The 16744-nt window shown below is 68.5% G+C and carries 18 protein-coding genes; 5 read left to right on the top strand and 13 right to left on the bottom strand.

Annotated features, from left to right (window positions below; genetic code table 11):
• Positions 1-29: 29 nt before the first annotated feature.
• The 4 genes from ACFYTS_RS04900 to ACFYTS_RS04885 all read right to left on the bottom strand — a co-directional run bounded on the left by ACFYTS_RS04900 (position 30) and on the right by ACFYTS_RS04885 (position 3873).
• Complete coding sequence (locus ACFYTS_RS04900) at positions 30-791, bottom strand: ABC transporter permease (protein WP_357096211.1); 762 nt, start codon at positions 789-791, stop codon at positions 30-32.
• Positions 788-1810, bottom strand: coding sequence for an ATP-binding cassette domain-containing protein (locus ACFYTS_RS04895; RefSeq protein ID WP_387301392.1), 1023 nt, complete (start codon positions 1808-1810; stop codon positions 788-790). The genes ACFYTS_RS04900 and ACFYTS_RS04895 overlap by 4 nt, the downstream gene beginning before the upstream one ends.
• A 71-nt stretch (positions 1811-1881) precedes the next feature.
• Positions 1882-2499: a PadR family transcriptional regulator gene (locus ACFYTS_RS04890; RefSeq protein WP_357279395.1), complete on the bottom strand. Its 618-nt coding sequence runs from the start codon at positions 2497-2499 to the stop codon at positions 1882-1884.
• A 78-nt stretch (positions 2500-2577) separates the two neighbouring features.
• Positions 2578-3873 carry an NAD(P)/FAD-dependent oxidoreductase gene (locus ACFYTS_RS04885; protein WP_387301390.1) on the bottom strand — a complete coding sequence of 432 codons (1296 nt, stop codon included), beginning with the start codon at positions 3871-3873 and terminating at the stop codon, positions 2578-2580.
• 112 nt (positions 3874-3985) lie between these two features.
• Between ACFYTS_RS04885 and ACFYTS_RS04880 the strand changes: the two genes are divergently transcribed.
• Complete coding sequence (locus ACFYTS_RS04880; protein ID WP_387302062.1) at positions 3986-4846, top strand: LysR family transcriptional regulator; 861 nt, start codon at positions 3986-3988, stop codon at positions 4844-4846.
• Between the two features lie 526 nt (positions 4847-5372).
• Here the strand turns inward: ACFYTS_RS04880 and ACFYTS_RS04875 are convergent.
• From ACFYTS_RS04875 to ACFYTS_RS04855, 5 genes are all read right to left on the bottom strand, one after another.
• A complete protein-coding gene (locus ACFYTS_RS04875; RefSeq protein ID WP_387301388.1) occupies positions 5373-6314 on the bottom strand; it encodes an aminoglycoside phosphotransferase family protein in 942 nt (313 codons plus the stop codon).
• A 35-nt stretch (positions 6315-6349) separates the two neighbouring features.
• Entirely contained in the window at positions 6350-6811 is a 462-nt protein-coding gene (locus tag ACFYTS_RS04870; protein ID WP_387301386.1) for a hypothetical protein, read from the bottom strand.
• 67 nt (positions 6812-6878) lie between these two features.
• The gene (locus ACFYTS_RS04865; protein ID WP_387301384.1) at positions 6879-7115 is read right to left on the bottom strand and encodes a hypothetical protein; all 237 of its coding nucleotides are present in this window, start codon (positions 7113-7115) and stop codon (positions 6879-6881) included.
• Between the two features lie 220 nt (positions 7116-7335).
• Positions 7336-8295 (bottom strand): electron transfer flavoprotein subunit alpha/FixB family protein, encoded by a 960-nt coding sequence (locus tag ACFYTS_RS04860; RefSeq protein ID WP_357279407.1) that lies wholly within the window; start codon positions 8293-8295, stop codon positions 7336-7338.
• A 38-nt stretch (positions 8296-8333) separates the two neighbouring features.
• Positions 8334-9119, bottom strand: a complete 786-nt coding sequence (locus ACFYTS_RS04855; protein ID WP_357096241.1) for an electron transfer flavoprotein subunit beta/FixA family protein — start codon at positions 9117-9119, stop codon at positions 8334-8336.
• Between the two features lie 190 nt (positions 9120-9309).
• Between ACFYTS_RS04855 and ACFYTS_RS04850 the strand changes: the two genes are divergently transcribed.
• From ACFYTS_RS04850 to ACFYTS_RS04840, 3 genes are read left to right on the top strand one after another with little or no spacing between them, the layout of a single operon-like run.
• Entirely contained in the window at positions 9310-10092 is a 783-nt protein-coding gene (locus tag ACFYTS_RS04850) for a class I SAM-dependent methyltransferase (RefSeq protein ID WP_357279410.1), read from the top strand.
• Positions 10089-11642 carry a glycoside hydrolase family 57 protein gene (locus tag ACFYTS_RS04845; RefSeq protein WP_357279412.1) on the top strand — a complete coding sequence of 518 codons (1554 nt, stop codon included), beginning with the start codon at positions 10089-10091 and terminating at the stop codon, positions 11640-11642. Before ACFYTS_RS04850 ends, ACFYTS_RS04845 begins: the two co-directional genes overlap by 4 nt.
• A complete protein-coding gene (locus ACFYTS_RS04840; protein ID WP_357096249.1) occupies positions 11639-12901 on the top strand; it encodes a glycosyltransferase family 4 protein in 1263 nt (420 codons plus the stop codon). The genes ACFYTS_RS04845 and ACFYTS_RS04840 overlap by 4 nt, the downstream gene beginning before the upstream one ends.
• A gap of 72 nt (positions 12902-12973) precedes the next feature.
• Here the strand turns inward: ACFYTS_RS04840 and ACFYTS_RS04835 are convergent, their stop codons facing one another.
• From ACFYTS_RS04835 to ACFYTS_RS04825, 3 genes are read right to left on the bottom strand one after another with little or no spacing between them, the layout of a single operon-like run.
• Positions 12974-13408: a cupin gene (locus tag ACFYTS_RS04835; RefSeq protein ID WP_357279415.1), complete on the bottom strand. Its 435-nt coding sequence runs from the start codon at positions 13406-13408 to the stop codon at positions 12974-12976.
• Between the two features lie 38 nt (positions 13409-13446).
• Positions 13447-13980 carry a DUF1697 domain-containing protein gene (locus ACFYTS_RS04830; RefSeq protein WP_357279417.1) on the bottom strand — a complete coding sequence of 178 codons (534 nt, stop codon included), beginning with the start codon at positions 13978-13980 and terminating at the stop codon, positions 13447-13449.
• A gap of 30 nt (positions 13981-14010) precedes the next feature.
• Positions 14011-14757: an acyltransferase gene (locus ACFYTS_RS04825; protein WP_357279420.1), complete on the bottom strand. Its 747-nt coding sequence runs from the start codon at positions 14755-14757 to the stop codon at positions 14011-14013.
• Between the two features lie 162 nt (positions 14758-14919).
• Here ACFYTS_RS04825 and ACFYTS_RS04820 point away from each other — a divergent pair, with 162 nt between their 5' ends.
• Positions 14920-16260, top strand: coding sequence for a PQQ-binding-like beta-propeller repeat protein (locus ACFYTS_RS04820; protein WP_387301378.1), 1341 nt, complete (start codon positions 14920-14922; stop codon positions 16258-16260).
• On the opposite strand, the gene ACFYTS_RS04815 is transcribed toward ACFYTS_RS04820, so the two are convergent.
• The gene (locus tag ACFYTS_RS04815) at positions 16241-16702 is read right to left on the bottom strand and encodes a MarR family winged helix-turn-helix transcriptional regulator (RefSeq protein WP_387301376.1); all 462 of its coding nucleotides are present in this window, start codon (positions 16700-16702) and stop codon (positions 16241-16243) included. The two genes, ACFYTS_RS04820 and ACFYTS_RS04815, sit on opposite strands and share 20 nt — an antisense overlap.
• Between the last annotated feature and the right edge of the window lie 42 nt (positions 16703-16744).

Here is a 16744-nt window from a genome sequence, read left to right as displayed (position 1 = left end):
AGCGATGAGCGGTGTCCTCGATGCGTCGGTCAGGCGTTCTCCCGCGCGAAACTGCGCGAGGCGACCAGGATCAGCAGCAGCGACACCGCCACCGTGACCGCGGTCCCCAGGTACACCTCGTGCGCCCCGAAATCACCGCGGAACAGCGCTCGCGCCGCGTCCACGGTATGCGAGAACGGATTCACCTTCGCCAGGTTCTGCAACCAGGTCGGCCCCACCGTCATCGGCAGCAGGATGCCCGACAGCAGCATGACCGGCACCGACACCGAATTCAGCAGTGAGGCCAGGGTGTCCTCCGAACGAGCCCACAGGCCCAGCGCGTAGGAGGCGGACGCCAGGCCCGCGCCCATGACCGCGATCAGCGCCAGCGACAGCACCAGTCCCAGCGGGTCGGGCCGCAGTCCGAAGGCCAGCGCGGCCACCCCGACCAGCACCAGCGCCTGGGCCACCAGCACCACCATGTCCTTGAGCACCCGGCCCAGCAGCAGCGCGCCACGCGAGGCGGGGGTGACCCGCTGCCGCTCGACCACGCCCGCGCGCAGCTCGCCCACGATGCCGAAGCCGACGAACAAGGCACCGAACAAACCGATCTGGATGACCAGGGCCGGGGTCAGGATCTTCCACGGGTCCGCGCCCGGACCCAGAGCGGGCGCGATGCCCTTCACCAGCGGCCCGAACAGCACCAGATAGATAATCGGCTGCATCAGGCCGATGATCACCCACACCGGATTGCGCAGGTTGGCCCGCAGCTGGGACCAGAAGATCAGCCCCGTGTCGCGCAGGAATGTCATGACCGGTCTCCTTCCCGGAGCGAACGCCCGGTGAGCGTGAGGAATACGTCGTCGAGGCTGGGGCGCTTGACCGTGAGCGAACCCGGCGTGATGCCGCGATCGCCGAGGGCGCGCAGCAGCGGAACCACCGCGGCGTCACCGTGTTCCACGGTCAGGTGCACGAGACTCTTTCCGGCGTGGCCGTTCTCGTGCCCCTCGGTGCGCAGCCGGGAGCGCAGGTCGAGCACCTCCTGCGCGATGTCCATGGCCAGATCGGCACTGCCGGACTCGATTTCGAGGCTGATCACGTCACCCGAGATGCGGCGCTTGAGCTCGTCGGGCGTGCCCTCGGCGACGATGGTGCCGTGATCCATCACCAGGATGCGGTCGCACAGCGCGTCCGCCTCCTCCAGGTAGTGGGTGGTCAGCACGACCGTGGTGCCCTCGTCGCGCAGCCGCCGGATGTGATCCCACAGGTTGGCGCGGCTCTGCGGATCCAGGCCCGTGGTGGGTTCGTCGAGGTAGATGAGGGTGGGCTGGTGAACCAGACCCAGGGCGATATCGACCCGCCGGCGCTGACCGCCGGAGAGCTGCCCGCACTTGCGCCGCTCCAGGCCGTCGAACTCCAGCGCGCTGGCCAGGTCGGCCGTATTGCGCTGCGCCTCGGCCTTGGAAAGACCGAAAAGCCTGGCCTGCAGGATCAATTCGTCCTCGACCAGCTCGGTCTCACCGGTCGATCCGCCCTGTGGCACGTACCCGATTCGGGAGCGCACGGTGCGCGCCTCGGTGCGCAGGTCCGCGCCGACCACGGTGGCCTCGCCCGCGGTGGGGGCGAGCAGGGTCGAGATCATGCGCAGGGTGGTGGTCTTGCCCGCGCCGTTGGGGCCGAGCAGACCGATGATCTCCCCGTAGCGCACGTCGAAGTCGATACCGGAGACCGCTTGCACGTCACCGGTTTTGGTCGCGAAGGTCCGGGCCAGCCCACGGACCCGGATCACCGGGTCGGTGGGCTCACCACGAACGGGTGCTGTCGTATCCACACCACAACCGTAGAAACGACTTTTCAAATAGTCAAGCTTGACTATTAAAACTTGACTAACGCGGTTGGGGGCTACTTCACCGGCGGCGGCACCGGAGCCCCGCCCATGGATCCCGACCATGCATCCAGCTCACCGCTCTCGATCCGCCGCAACGTCCGCCGCGACCACTCCAGATCGGCCCGCACATGCGCCGCCGCCAGATTCATCGCATCCGCCACGTGATGCGGCTCCGCCTCCCGCGGATCCCCGCTGCCCGCCAGAATCCGCGCCTCCTCCCGCTCCAGGAACACCAGCCGCGCCTCGAACTGGAGGATCCGGCTGCGCAACGCGGCCATCACGTCCTCCTTCGGCGCGTGCGGAAACAGCGCCACCGTCGCGAAATACGGATGCTTGAACCCCTCCGCCACGAAGAGCGACTCCCGCATCAGCTCCCCGAATTCCTTCTCCCCCTCCGAGGTCAGCCGATACGTCCGCCGCTCCGGCCGCGCACCCTCCTGCCCCACGTCCTCCACCGAGATGTACCCATCCCGCTCCAGGGTGTTCAACGCGCCGTACACCGAACCGGGCTTCACATTGGCCCAGTCGTCGGCATGCCAGGACAGCAATTCGCGGCGGACGTCGTAGCCGTGCACGGGTTGCAGCAGACGCACCACCGCCAGCACCAGCAATCGGGTTGTAGGAACAGCCATATTCGCAGGTTAACCCTCCCCACATGACAAACGAGCCGCCCGGTGGATCACCGGGCGGCTCGTTTCTCGATACAGCGGTCAGACTGCGACGCGCTCCCGATCGGGAGCCTGTGCCGCCGAACCCTTTTCGACCTCACCGAAGCCGGGACGGCCGCTGCCGATGAACGCCACCAGCCACGACAGCACCGCGGCGAAGCGGTTACGGAAGCCGACCAGGTAGAACAGGTGCACCGCCAGCCAGGTCACCCAGGCCACGAAACCGGTGAACTTCACCTTGTCGTTCAGCTTGGTGACGGCGTTGAAGCGGTTGATCACCGCCATCGAACCCTTGTCCCAGTACTTGAACGGGGTGGCGGCGGCCTTCTTTCCACGGATGATGTCGGCGACGTGGCGGCCCTCCTGCATGGCCACCGGCGACTGGCCGGGGTAGCCGTTGAGGAAGGTCATGTCACCGATCGCGAAGATGTCGGCGTGACCGCCCACCGTGCAGTCCGGGTTGACGAGAAGGCGTCCGGCGCGGTCGGTTTCACAGCCGGTGGCCTCCGCCAGCACCTGGGCGAAGCCGCCCGCCTGTACACCCGCCGACCACACCACGGTCTCGGCGGCGATGCCGCGCTCCACACCGTCCTTGCTCTTGACGGTGACCTTGCCGTCCTCGATATCGGTCACGAACGTGTCGACCAGCACCTCGACGCCGCTCTGCTCCAGCGACCGCTTCGAATACTCCGACAGCCGTCCGCCGAAGGGCGGCAGCACCACGCCCGCACCCTCCACGAGAGTGACCGTATCCTCCAGGTGGAAGTACCTTTTCGCGAGTTCCTTCAGCTGACCGGCGACCTCGACGCCGGTCGCGCCCGCGCCCACCACCACGAAGCTGAGCAGCCGGCGGCGAGTCTCCGGGTCGGCGGTCCTGGCCTGCTCGAAGACCCGCTCGATCTGCGCGCGCAGATTGCGGGCGTCGTCGATGGTCTTGAGCGAGAACGTCTTGTCGGCGAAATCGTCACGGCCGAAATAGGACTGGCTGGCGCCGGTCGCCGCGATCAGCTTGCCGTAGCGGATCCGGCGCGGGCCCTCGGGCGTCTCGTAGGTGAGGATCGCGTTCGGGGCGTCGATGGCGGTGACCTTGCCCAGACGAGTCTCACCATGCTTGTGCTTGCGCAGAATATTGGCGATGGGCGGCGCGATCTCATCGGAAGCCAGCACACCCGTCGCAACCTGATAGAGGAGTGGCTGGAAGAGGTGTTCGGGGGTACCCGAGATGAGGACGTAGCGAACGCCCGACTTGTTCAGCTGTTTGGCGGCGGCGAGACCACCGAAGCCCGATCCGACGATGACGACATCGGCGGTTTCGATATCCGCCTCCACGTTGTACATGACTGCTCCCTTCTCTCATGACTAACCGTGATTCGGAACGCGGTTGTTCCAGGGGTCAGGGCGCATAATCAAGATGACTCTTATCTACGTTGATCATGAATTGGAGAATCCGGTGGAGCTGCGCCAACTCGCCTACTTCGTGGCGGTCTGCGAGGAGCTGAGCTTCAGCCGGGCCGCGAGCCGCTGCTTCATCTCGCAGTCGGCTATCAGTCACCAGATCGCCCGGCTGGAACGCGACCTTGGCGTGAACCTCTTCGAACGCTCGACAAGATCGGTCGTACCCACCGACGCGACCACTCGGCTACTTCCCCTTGCGAAACAAATGTTGAGCCTGGAATCCGCCATTCGCGCAGCTGTGCGGGCCTCCGGGCCGCGGATTCGCCTGGCAGCAAATATGAGCTTCGCAACTAGATCACTGTCCGCCATCGCCGGTGCGCGTGAGGCGCACCCGGGCGCGGAGATCGAGTTCGTCATCAAGCCGTTCCGGCAGCGCATCCAAGCTGTCGCCGACGGTGACTGTGATCTGGCTCTCATCCGCGGCAGCGTCGATCAGCCCGGACTGACCGTCGAACAGCTCTGGGTCGAGGATCCGGTCATCGCCACCTCCACCGCCCACCCCCTCGCCATGCGCGGCGGCGACGTCACCCTCGCCGAATTGGGCGACTACCCCCTACTGCTCCCGCCCGAGTCCGAGCAGGTGCTCCTGCACAACGTGGTCCGCGCCGCCTTCGCCGATCTCCCCACCGGCCCGGTCTTCGGCCCGCCCATCCCGCCCGACCACACCGCCACCATGGAACTCATCAACCGCCCCGACGCCTGGACCATCCTCTACGCCGACAGCCAGACCGAGGGCATCGCCACCCTCCGCCTCACCGGCCACCCCCTGCGCATCCCGGTCTCCGCCGTCACCCGCGCCGAAGGCCGCCCCTCCCCCATCGTCACCACCCTGCTGGCCGCCCTGCACTGCTCCTGACCACTACGGTCGGGGTGCTCGTCCAACGCGACGCCAACCGCCGGCCGGCCATGCGCGAACAGTTCCGGCCGCCCTTACGGCGACCGGTCACCCGGGGCGGATCCTGCCCGGGAGGGTGAACGGTCGACCTACGGGCAGATCCACTCGCCGATTATCGAGTTGAAATGGCAGTTGGGGCCCGGACCGCCGTTGCCCCCGGGCGTACCAGCGGAACCGGAAGCGATGGCCCCCAGAATGGCGCCGATGTCGATAACCGCAGGCCCGGTGGGAATCCCCGGCAACGTCGGGGGCGTGGTAGCTGCGGCCGCCTGACCGGCCCCGGCAACCAGCGCCGTCGCGATGCCAGCCACGGCAATGAGTGTTCGCATGTTCGAAGCCCTTCGGTGGAGCGCACGACCGGACCGTCCGGCCACCCTCCAGAAAGTTAATCGTTGACGTTTCATAACTTTCCCGGAATCCGCCGCCCCGGACGCCCCCAATTCCATGGGCCTGGATCGGCACCGACCCCGTTCCGGTACAACGGCTTTCACACCAGCGCCGCCGCGACCGCGAGATGCAGTCGCAGATCCTCGGGCTCCTCGTCCTCGACGGCCCAGGCGATCTCCTCCATCGACCGCATGAACGCCCAGGCCCGGGCGCGATCGGGCCGCACACCCAGGGCCGTCGCGGTCCGCTCGACCACGGCCCGCGCGTGCTCCGGCACCGGATCGCTCTGCACCTGAATCATCACCAGGAATCCGGCGTCGAAGGCGGCCTCACCCAGGTAGGCCTTCGGGTCGATGAGCAGCCACGGCTCCCGTTCCGCCGCAACGATATTGCCCAGGTGGGTGTCGCGGTTGACCACCAGCAGCGGACCGTCCGGCACCGTCAGCTCGCCGCAGCGCGCGATGGCCAGATCGAGCAGCCGCGCCGGAATCACCTCGGCCACAGCGGCTTCCGGCGTGCCGAACATCCCCTCCCACTCAGCCACCATCCCGGCGGCCGTCGGCAGTTCCGGAAACCCGGCGGGCACCGTCCCCGGTTCCCGCCGCAGCCGCCGATACAACCGGCACGCCTGCTCCACCTTGCCGATGTGCTCCGCCCGTCCCTCGAGACTCGGAAATCCGGGCTGATACAGCAGTTCCGTCCCCGGCCGCGCCCATTCCAGCAGCATCGCGCCACTGCCGGAATCGAATTCGTACAACCCCACCGCCCCGTCCCCGCCGTAGCAGTACAGCCCGGTCGGCTCCCCGCAGTTCTCCTCGTCGACCACGGGAACCTTCAGCACGGCGACCGACCCGTCGCCCCGCCGCACCGGCGCGACCCACGAGTGCGTCCCGCCCGTGAAGCTCGCCCCGATGACCTCCAACCCCCAGCCGGCACAGAGCTTCTCCACCTCCCCCGGCAGCGCGGCCAGCCACCGCGGCCCCCGCTCCCCGAAACTCGTCTCGATGGTCGCGGCCACGTCGGGCGGCAATGAGATCGGCATCGGTCCAGCCTGCCCGAGCCCGCGCCGCCCCGCCATCAGGTGTGCGCGGGCGTCGCGGTCTCGTGCACGGTCCGCCACAGATACGTCCGCCCGTCGGTGACCAGCGCCGCCGTCACGGTCCGCGCCGTCCGGAGCTCGCCCATCCGATTCTCCGCGACGAAACGCACCACCAGCAGATTCCCGCTGCGCGCCAGCTGCCGGACGTCGGAGACCTCGATCGCCAACCCCGGCTGCAGGTTTCGCGCCGACCACAAACCGGCCAGCAGCGTCTCCCGATCCACGGTCTGCCCCGTGGTGACGATCGAGGTGAACTCCTCGTCGAGCTGCCCCGAGACGCGGTCGAACACCTTCGGCGGCGCGTCCGCGCCCAGCCATTCGGCGAGGTCGGCATGGAATGCGGTGACGATGCCGGTCAGATCGACATCGCCTGCGGTATCGGCCTTCCCAGGGGCGACCGGCTCGGCCTGCCGACGCCGAGGATCGAATCGCCCTAGCACCGCGTCAGTTTATGACGGCGCGCCCGCACTGCTTCCACCCGCCGTGCCCGCGAACCGGCAGAGTCGGTCAGCCGACGGGACCCCCATCGCTCCAGCAGTGGCCGTTGGTCAGGATGCACCAGAGTCCGGCGATCCCGGCGGCGCTTTGCGTCGCGCTGCCGGTCGAGCTGTTGCCGGTGCCCGCGGTGTCGGTCGCCACCGGGGTTCCCGAGGCATCGATCAGCGGCAGCGGGGCGGCCGCCGCCGGGCCGATTCCGGCGAGCAGTGCGCCCGCGGCGATGCCGGCGAGGATGAGAGTGCGCATGGTGCACGACCTTTCGAGGAGCCATGGCCCGAGCCTGTGCCGAGCCGCCTCACAAGGTAAGGGAACACGTTTCAGAATTGGCCGGAATCCGGCGCGCCCCTGGGCCCTGAATTCCTGTGGCCCCCGAAACCGGGGCCACGCCACTCCCCGCAACGAAAAGGAATGTCCCCCGGCCGATTTCGGCCGGGGGACATTCACTGTGCTCTCACCAGAAGGCGAATCAGCCCTTGTGGGCCTTGACCGCCTCGGTCAGCTGCGGGGCGACGTTGAACAGGTCGCCGACGATGCCGTAGTCCGAGATCTCGAAGATCGGGGCCTCTTCGTCCTTGTTGACGGCCACGATGGTCTTCGAGGTCTGCATGCCGGCGCGGTGCTGGATGGCGCCGGAGATACCCAGGGCCACGTACAGCTGCGGGGAGACCGTCTTACCGGTCTGACCGACCTGGAACTGGCCCGGGTAGTAGCCGGAGTCGACGGCGGCGCGGGAAGCACCGACAGCGGCGCCGAGGGCGTCGGCCAGCGGCTCGACGACCTTGCCGAAGTTGTCGGCCGAACCGACGCCACGGCCACCGGAAACCACGATCGCGGCCTCGGTGAGCTCGGGGCGGTCGCCGCCCACGTTCGGCTCACGCGAGATCACCTTGGTGACGCCCTCTTCCTGCGCGGGCAGCTCGACGACGACCTTCTCGCCGGCGGCGGCCTGCGGGGCGGCCTCGATGGCGCCCGGACGGACGGAGATCACCGGCACGTCGCCGGTGGCCTTGGCGTCCACGGTGAACGCGCCACCGAAGATGGAGTGCTGCGCCGAGCCGTCACCGTTCACGGCGATGACGTCGATCAGCAGACCGGAACCGATGCGAGCGGCCAGGCGACCCGACACCTCCTTGCCGTCGGCGGTGGCGGCGACCAGGATCGCGGCCGGGGAGGCGGACTCGGACAGGCCGGCCAGCACGTCGACCTTGGGGGTGACGAGGAAGCCCTCGGCGTCATCGCCCTCGGCGACGTAGATCTTCTCGGCGCCGGCCGCGGCCAGCGCGTCGCCCAGCTTGTCCGCGGTGCCGGGGGCACCGACGACGACGGCGGCCGGGGTGCCCAGGCTGCGGGCGGCGGTGAGGAGTTCGGTGGTGACCTTCTTGGGCGCACCGTCAGCGTGCTCCACGAGCACGAGTACTTCTGCCATTGTTCTTTCTCCTGAAGTTCGTTCGCTCGGGGGCGGTCTTAGATGATCTTCTGACCAACGAGGTAGGTGGCGATCTGGTTGCCGCCCTCGCCCTCGTCGACGATCTTCGCGCCCGCCGTGCGCGCCGGCTTCGGGGTCACACCGGTCACCTGGGTGCCGGCGTTCGCAACGCCCACGGTCTCCGGGTCGACGCCCAGATCCGCCAGGGTGAAGGTCTGAACTTCCTTCTTCTTGGCGGCCATGATGCCCTTGAAGGACGGGAAGCGCGGCTCGTTGATCTTCTCGGTGACCGAGACGATGGCCGGCAGGGTGGCCTCCAGCTTGAAGACGCCCTCGTCGGTCTCACGCTCGCCGGCGATGCGCTCGCCGTCGACGGTCAGCTTGCGAAGGTGGGTCAGCTGCGGCAGGCCCAGGTACTCGGCGATGATCGCCGGAACGGCGCCGGCGCGACCGTCGGTGGCCTCGTTGCCCGCGATGACCAGCTCGATGCCCTCGATCTGGCCCAGAGCGGCGGCCAGGATGTAGGACGTCTGCACGGCGTCGGAGCCGTGGATCGCCGGGTCGTTGATGTGGATGGCCTTGTCCGCGCCCATCGAGAGGGCCTTGCGGATGGCCTCGGTGGCCCGATCGGGGCCGGCGGCCAGCACGGTGACCTCGCCGCCCTGCGCCTCCTTGATCAACAGCGCCTCCTCGACGGCGCGCTCGTTGATCTCGTCGAGGATGGCGTCGGCGGCCTCGCGGTCGAGGGTGTAGTCACCGCTGGTCAGCTTGCGCTCGGACCAGGTGTCGGGAACCTGCTTGATCAGTACGACGATGTTCGGCATTGGTCTTCGTCGACCTCCTGTTCTGGTGGCACTGGGTGTGGCGGTCGCACGAGTTTTGCCGTACGTCCACAAGTAGCTCGTTCGGGAGATTACCCTACGTTAAGTTACTCGTGGGTAACTTAGCGTGTGACTTTCTACATCGGTTGATCCGGTCGCGGGTGTGATATGTGCAACCGCTAACGTCGGAGCAATGAGCGAGGCCGTGAGACCTGTTGAAAACCACACCGATCCCTTGCCGCTGACCGGCGAGCGGACGGTGCCCGGCATCGCCGAGGAGAACTACTGGTTCCGCCGCCACGAGATCGCCTATGTGCGCATGCTCGACCGCTGCGCGAGCAAGGTCGTGCTCGAGGCGGGCAGTGGCGAAGGCTACGGGGCCAATATGATCGCCGGCGTCGCCGCGCGTGTCACCGGCCTCGACTACGACGACAGCGCGGTCGCGCACGTGCGCGCCAAATACCCGCGCGTCGAAATGGTGCAGGGCAACCTGGCCGCGCTGCCGCTGGACGACGCCTCGGTCGACATCGTGGTGAACTTCCAGGTCATCGAACACCTGTGGGACCAGGCGCAGTTCCTGCGCGAATGCCTGCGGGTGCTGCGGCCCGGCGGCAAGCTGCTCATCTCCACCCCGAACCGGATCACCTTCTCTCCCGGACGCGACACGCCGCTCAACCCCTTCCACACGCGTGAGCTCAATGCCGCCGAGATGACCGAACTGCTCGTCGAGGCCGGGTTCACCGTCGAACTGATGGCCGGCATCTTCCACGGGCCCGAACTCGTGGCGCTGGACGAGAAGTGGGGCGGGTCGATCATCGACGCGCAGATCGAGCGGGCGCTGGCGGGCGAGCCGTGGCCCGCCGACCTGGCCGCCGATGTCGCCGCGGTGACCATCGACGACTTCGCACTGCTCGCCGACTCCGAGCGCGATATCGACGCCAGCCTCGACCTGCTGGCCGTCGCGGTGAAGCCGTGACGGACGCGAATTCCCCGGTGCCGGGCCAGTTCACGCTGGTCCTGCACTCGCACCTGCCGTGGCTGGCCCATCACGGGCGCTGGCCGGTCGGCGAGGAATGGCTCTACCAGTCCTGGGCCGCGTCCTACCTGCCCGTCGCGAAGGTGCTCAGAACCCTTGCCGCCGAAGGCCGTTCGCATCTGATCAGCCTGGGCATCACGCCGGTGCTGGCCGCGCAGCTGGACGACCCGCACTGCCTCGAGGGCATGCACCACTGGCTGGGCAACTGGCGGCTGCGCGCCGACGAGGCCTCCATGGCGGGCAATGTCGCGCTCGGGCGGCACGAACACCGGCTCGCCGCAGCCGCTCTCGACGATTTCGAGACCCGCTGGATGCACGGCGCCTCGCCGGTGTGGCGCGAGCTCATCGACGCCGAGGCCATCGAATTGCTGGGCGGGCCGCTGTCGCATCCGTTCCAGCCGCTGCTGGATCCGCGGCTGCGCGAGTTCGAACTCGTCGAGGGCCTGGCGGACGCGCGGGCGCGCTGGGGGCACACGCCGTCGGGCATCTGGGCGCCCGAGTGCGGGTTCACCCCCGGCATGGAGCAGACCTACGACAAGGTCGGCATCTCGCACTTCATGGTGGACGGTCCCGCGCTGCGCGGCGACACCACGCTCGGCCGGCCGGTGTGGGATTCGGATGTGGTGGCCTTCGGCCGGGATCTCGCGGTGAGCTATCGCGTCTGGTCGCCGAAATCCGGGTACCCGGGGCAGCCCTACTACCGTGATTTCCATCACTATGACCACGCCACCGGATTGAAGCCCGCACGTGTCACCGGCAAGACCGTGTCGGGCCCTGACAAGGCTCCTTACGATCCCGAACTCGCCTCGGCGGCCATCGGCAAGGACGTCGCGGACTTCGTGGCGACCGTGCGCGAGCGCCTGATCTCGGAGTCGGAACGCATCGGCCGGCCCGCCCTCGTGGTGGCCGCCTTCGACACCGAATTGTTCGGCCACTGGTGGCACGAGGGCCCGCAGTGGCTCGAGCAGGTGTTGCGCGCGCTGCCCGAGGCCGGGGTCACCGTGGGCACCCTCGCGGACGCGCGGGCCCGCGGCTACGTGGGCGAACGCGTCGAATTGGCCGATTCCTCCTGGGGTTCGGGCAAGGACTGGCGGGTGTGGGCCGGGGACCAGGTGTCCGATCTGGTCCAGCTCAACGCCGAGGTGGTGCGGCTCGCGCTGGACACCCTCGACAAGATGCGGGTGGACGCCGGAACGGTCGAGAACACCCGATACGGGTTGCGCGACACGGTTGCCGACCAGCTGCTGCGGGAGGCGATCCTGGCCGTCTCCAGCGACTGGGCGTTCATGGTGTCGAAGGATTCGGCGGCCGGGTACGCGCGTGATCGAGCCCATGAACACTCGCACGCCGTGCGCGAGATCGCGGCCGCGGTGACGGCCGGGCAACTCGCCAAAGCGGGTCAGTTGGCGGCAGGATGGTACGCGGCCGACGGACTCTTCCCCGCGCTCGATGCGCGCAGGCTCGGCCCCGCTTCAGAAGGACCCGCATGAAGATCTTGATGGTGTCGTGGGAGTACCCACCCGTCGTAGTCGGTGGGCTGGGCCGCCACGTCCATCACCTGGCCGTCGAGCTGGCCGCCGCCGGGCACGAAGTCGTCGTGCTGGCGCGCCGGCCGATGGGCACCGACGCCACCACCCACCCCACGCACTCCTTCATCGAGGAGGGCGTGCTGGTGGTGGCGGTCGCCGAGGATCCGCCGGTGTTCGACTTCGGCGAGGACATGCTGGCCTGGACCCTGGCCATGGGGCACGCCATGGTGCGGGCCGGGATCGCGCTGAACAAGCCGGGCATCGGCGAGGGCTGGACTCCCGACGTGGTGCACGCCCACGACTGGCTGGTCGCGCACCCGGCGATCACGCTGGCCGAGTACTACGACGTGCCGCTGGTATCGACCATCCACGCCACCGAGGCGGGCCGCCACAGCGGCTGGGTCTCGGGCCGGGTGAACCGGCAGGTGCACTCGGTGGAGTGGTGGCTGGCCCACGAATCCGACGCGCTCATCACCTGTTCGGAATCCATGAAGGACGAGGTGCACCGGCTCTACGGCGCCGAGAAGGTGCCGATGACGGTGATCCGCAATGGAATCGACGTGGGCGCGTGGACCTTCCGCGAACGCGCCCCCCGCTCCGGGCCGCCGCGGCTGCTGTATGTAGGCCGTCTCGAATACGAGAAGGGCATCCAGGACGCCATCGCCGCGCTGCCGCGCATCCGCAAGGCGCATCCGGGCACCACGCTCACCGTGGCCGGTATCGGCACCCAGTTCGACTGGCTGCGGGAACGCGCCCGCGCCCACCGCGTCGCGCGCGCGGTGAGTTTCGTCGGCAAGCTCGACCACACCGATCTGCTCGGCTGGCTGCACAGCGCCGACGCCATCGTGCTGCCCAGCCGCTACGAGCCCTTCGGCATCGTGGCCCTCGAGGCCGCCGCCGCGGGCACCCCGCTGATCACCTCCACCGCGGGCGGGCTCGGCGACCTGGTCACCGACGGCGTCACCGGCGCCTCGTTCGAACCGGCCGACGTGAACGGCGTTGCGGAAGCGGTCATCTCGGTGCTCGACGACGCGGCCGCCGCGCAGGAGCGCGCCTGGGCCGCCCGCGAACGCCTCACCGCCGACTTCGCCTGGGATGTGGTGGCGCAGGAGACCGCGCTGGTCTATCAGGGCGCCAAGCGCCGGGTCCGCAACCCGGTCGGCCGCCCGGTCATCTCGGAACGTCCACTGCCGGAACGGGATCCGAACCAGCCGTACTGAGCGGTGCCGCTCGGATCTCCCTCGGGCACGTCTGCGCCTCGAATTGGAACGAGTTCTAAGTCGAGGCCGGTGTCAGTTGAACGAGCAACCCGGATTCGGCGCGTCCTCCGACAGCGGACTCCCCGCGGGAAGCACGTAGAGCACGTCCAGAATCTGCGACTCGGTCCCCAGATTCCGTTCCAGATGGACATTCCCGGCCCCGGCCCGCTCCACGAACGCGGTCCCCGCCCCGCCGACCTGATCGATCGCGCAATCGGGTCCGTAATGGCTCAGCTCGCCCTGGCGCAGGACCGCGTACAGCGTCCCGTCGTGATAGTGCCAGCCGGTGGAACCGCCTGGGACGATGGTGATCTCGCGCAGGATGTACTCGGTGTCCCCGATCGTGGTGCGCGCGAGGATCACCCCCGTGACACCGTCGGACGGTGTCGCGTGCGCGGTCGCCGCGAAGGACCCCGCCAACGCGCACGATGCCAGCGCGGCCAGTACAGCCCGAGAACCGAGAGTCACCCAGCCACGCTATCGCGCGCCACCGGTCGGCGAGAACCCTAGGCGTCCATCTTCTTCAGGGTCTTCTGAACCGTCAGGAAGGTGCGGGTGGTCATGTCCTTGCCCCAGGCCTTCTCGATCGTGGACATGAAGCCGGTGGTGCTGGGATCGGTGTTGTCGATGACGGTGAGCAGGGCGGCGGCGGGCTTGTCGTAGCGGACGACGCGGACCGCGGAGCCCTCGAAATCGGGGATGGACTTCGGGTGCTCACGCACGAAGGTGACCGTCAGATAGGTCTCGCGGCCGTGGGTGAGACCGGCGTAAGGGTCGGAGTCGACCAGCTTCCGGAGCTGGGCCTGCGTGCGGATCAGCGTCCCGCCGGGGATGCCCAGTTCGGCGGTGAGCGCCTGTTGGATGGCCGATTCCAGGGCTGCCACGTCGGTGTCGTCGGTCCGGAAGACCACGTTGCCACTCGCCAGCAAGGTGCTGACCTTCTCGAAACCCAGCCCCTCGAAGACGCCGCGCAGCTTCTCGCCGCGCATATTGGGGTTGGTGGGCATGATCCCGCGCAGGAAGGCGGCGTAGCGGTGCATGGCCGTGAACCTACCCGCGCGGGGTGACAGTCAGGAGGCGGTGACGCCGCTCTTCTTGCGTTCGATGTCGGCGAGCGCCTCGAGGTGGGCGGCGCGGGCCTCGGCGGCGGCGTCCCAGGTCTCCTTGCGGTTCTTCACGGCCCGGGCGGGCGCGCCGACGCAGATGGAGTAGTCGGGGTAGTCGCCCTTGACGACGGCGTGCGCGCCCAGCACGCAGCCGCGGCCGACGCGGGTGGAGCGCAGCACCGTGACCTTCGCGGCGATCCAGGTGTCGGGGCCGATGCGGACCGGCGACTTCACGATGCCCTGATCCTTGATGGGCAGGTTGATGTCGTCGGTGACATGGTCGAAGTCGCAGATGTAGCACCAGTCGGCGACCAGGGTGGACTCGCCGATCTCGATGTCGAGGTAGGTGTTGACGACATTGTCCTTGCCGAACACCACCTTGTCGCCGATGCGCAGCGAACCCTCGTGGCAGCGAATGGCGTTGCCGTCGCCGATGTGCACCCAGCGGCCGATCTCGAGCCGGGACAGCTCGGGGGTGGCGTGGACTTCCACGTTCTTGCCCAGGAAGACCATGCCGCGCAGCACGATGTGCGGATTGGCCATCTTGAACTTGAACAGCCGGTAGTAGCGCACCAGGTACCAGGGCGTGTAGGCGCGATTGGCGAGGACCCACTTCAGAGACGCGGGCGTGAGGAAACGGGCCTGCTCCGGATCCCGGCGGCGCGAACCCCGCCAACGCGAGCGCAGCGGTGCGCCCCACATGCTCGTCACGAACTACTCCCTGTGTTCACCGGTCGTTTCAACGAGGGTATCCGTCCCCTTCCACGGGCACGAAAGTAGGCTGTGCTCCGGCTGTGGCAACGGCAGGGCTGCGGCTGCGGCAACCCGGCGACAATCCTCAGACTTCCGTACTGGCAGAAGGGACACCAGCAGGTGCGAAACGGCAGGCGGCGGACCGGACGTGATCGACGCTCGAGCACCTGGTCCACGGTGCTGGCCCTGGCGGGCGCCGGGCTGTTCGCACTGACGGGGTGCTCGTACGGCAGTACCAAGGTCGACGATATCGGCGTCGGACCCGGCAAGGGCTGGCCGATGGCGTTCGGGGATGCCCGCAACAGCGGGTCCAGCTCGGTCACCGGGTCGCGGAATCTGGCGCTGAATTGGTCTCGGCCCGTGGGCGGTCCGGTCGCGCAGCCGGTGACCATCGGCGGCGACGGGCAGCTGTACGTCACCACCCGCGCCACCGGCTGCAACATTCTGTCGTTCCAGATGCCGACGGGCCGTAAGCGTTTCTGTAATCCGCTGGGACCCAGCGCCGTCGACGGCGGTGCGGCGGTGGACGGCGGCGGCAATGTGTACGTCGGCGACGACGGCGCGGTGAACTCGTTCAACAACCTCGGTCAGCCGCGCTGGCGCACCCCCGCCGCCGGGACGCCGGTGTCGGTGCAGTTCACCGGGGACGGAAAGGTCCTCTCGGTCACCCAGTCCGGGCAGGTGGACGTCCTGATCCGGCAGACCGGCGAACGCCAGGTCCCGACCTTCCAGCTGCTCGGCGAACCCGACTTCCTGGCCAACCCCTCGCTCAGCCGGCCGCCGGACGGGCAGGGCCTCGACGACTGCGCCACCGGCGGGCCGCAGTGCCCCATCGCGAATGTGTCCGCGGTGGACCAGAAGTCGGGCCGCTTCTACGCGACCGTATGGAAGCCCGGTGACACTGCGGCCGCGTTGGTGGCGCTCACCTACGACGGCACAGAGGTTCGCGTCGACTGGGACGCGAAGCTGCTCGACCAGGGCAGCGCCACCAGTCCCGCGCTCTCGGCCGACGGCTCGACGGTCTACGTCGGCGACAACACCAACCGCCTGATCGCCGTGGACGCCGCCACCGGCAAGACGAAATGGACTCGGGACCTGGGCTTCCCGGCGCGCGGCGGCATCTCCGTCGCGGACGGCCTGCTGGTGCCCGCCGGCGACGAGGGCCACCTGATGGCGCTGCGCGATCAGGGCGACAAGGCCGAGATCGCCTGGGAGCGAAAGGATCTCGAACTGCGCGGCCGCCCGGTCCAGACCGCGGGCGGCACCGGCTACACGGTGGCCCCGATCGGCGACAAGCTGACGCTGGTCACCTTCGACACCCGCAATGGCGCGACGGTGCAGTCCAACGATCTTCCGGGTGCGGAGGGCACCACCGTGGCGACCGCCGTGGGCAGCAAGGGCGAGGTCGTGGTGGCCACCCGGATCGGCGAGCTGTTCGTGTTCAAGCCGGAGACGAAGTAGCCCCGTCCGCGCGCAGCGTCTGCGCGTGGGCGTCGACATTGGCCGCCACGCGTTGCAGGAGGTCCAGCAGGGTGCCGTAGTCGTCGGCGCTGAGACCCTCGGTAGCGGCCGCGCGCTGAATTCGGATGCGCTCCCACAGTTTCGCGTGCGCGGCGACGCCTTCCGAGGTCAACACGTAGGTCCCCGCGCTGTCCCGGGCGACCCAGCCCCGATCCACCAGCGCGCCGACATACGGTGCGGCGGTGGGGTCGTGGGCGTCGAGGTACGGGGACAGCGCGGCGTCGAGGCCCGCCGTGTCGAGCGGGCCGCCGGCGAGCGTGTGCAGGGTCTGCCAGTGGCGGCGGAGCAGGCCCTCGGCGGCCAGGAACGCGGCGAAATTGTCCTCGAGGGTCTTGTCGATGCGCTTGAGCCAGTAGCCCAGGAACTTCGGGGCGTAGGACATGCTCGTCTCCTAATACTTGTCAAAGTACATGTGTATGTATTT

This window comes from Nocardia sp. NPDC004151, assembly GCF_042874235.1.
Taxonomy (GTDB): domain Bacteria; phylum Actinomycetota; class Actinomycetes; order Mycobacteriales; family Mycobacteriaceae; genus Nocardia.
Note: the sequence above shows the minus strand (reverse complement) of the source record. Positions and strands in the feature narration are given on the sequence as shown.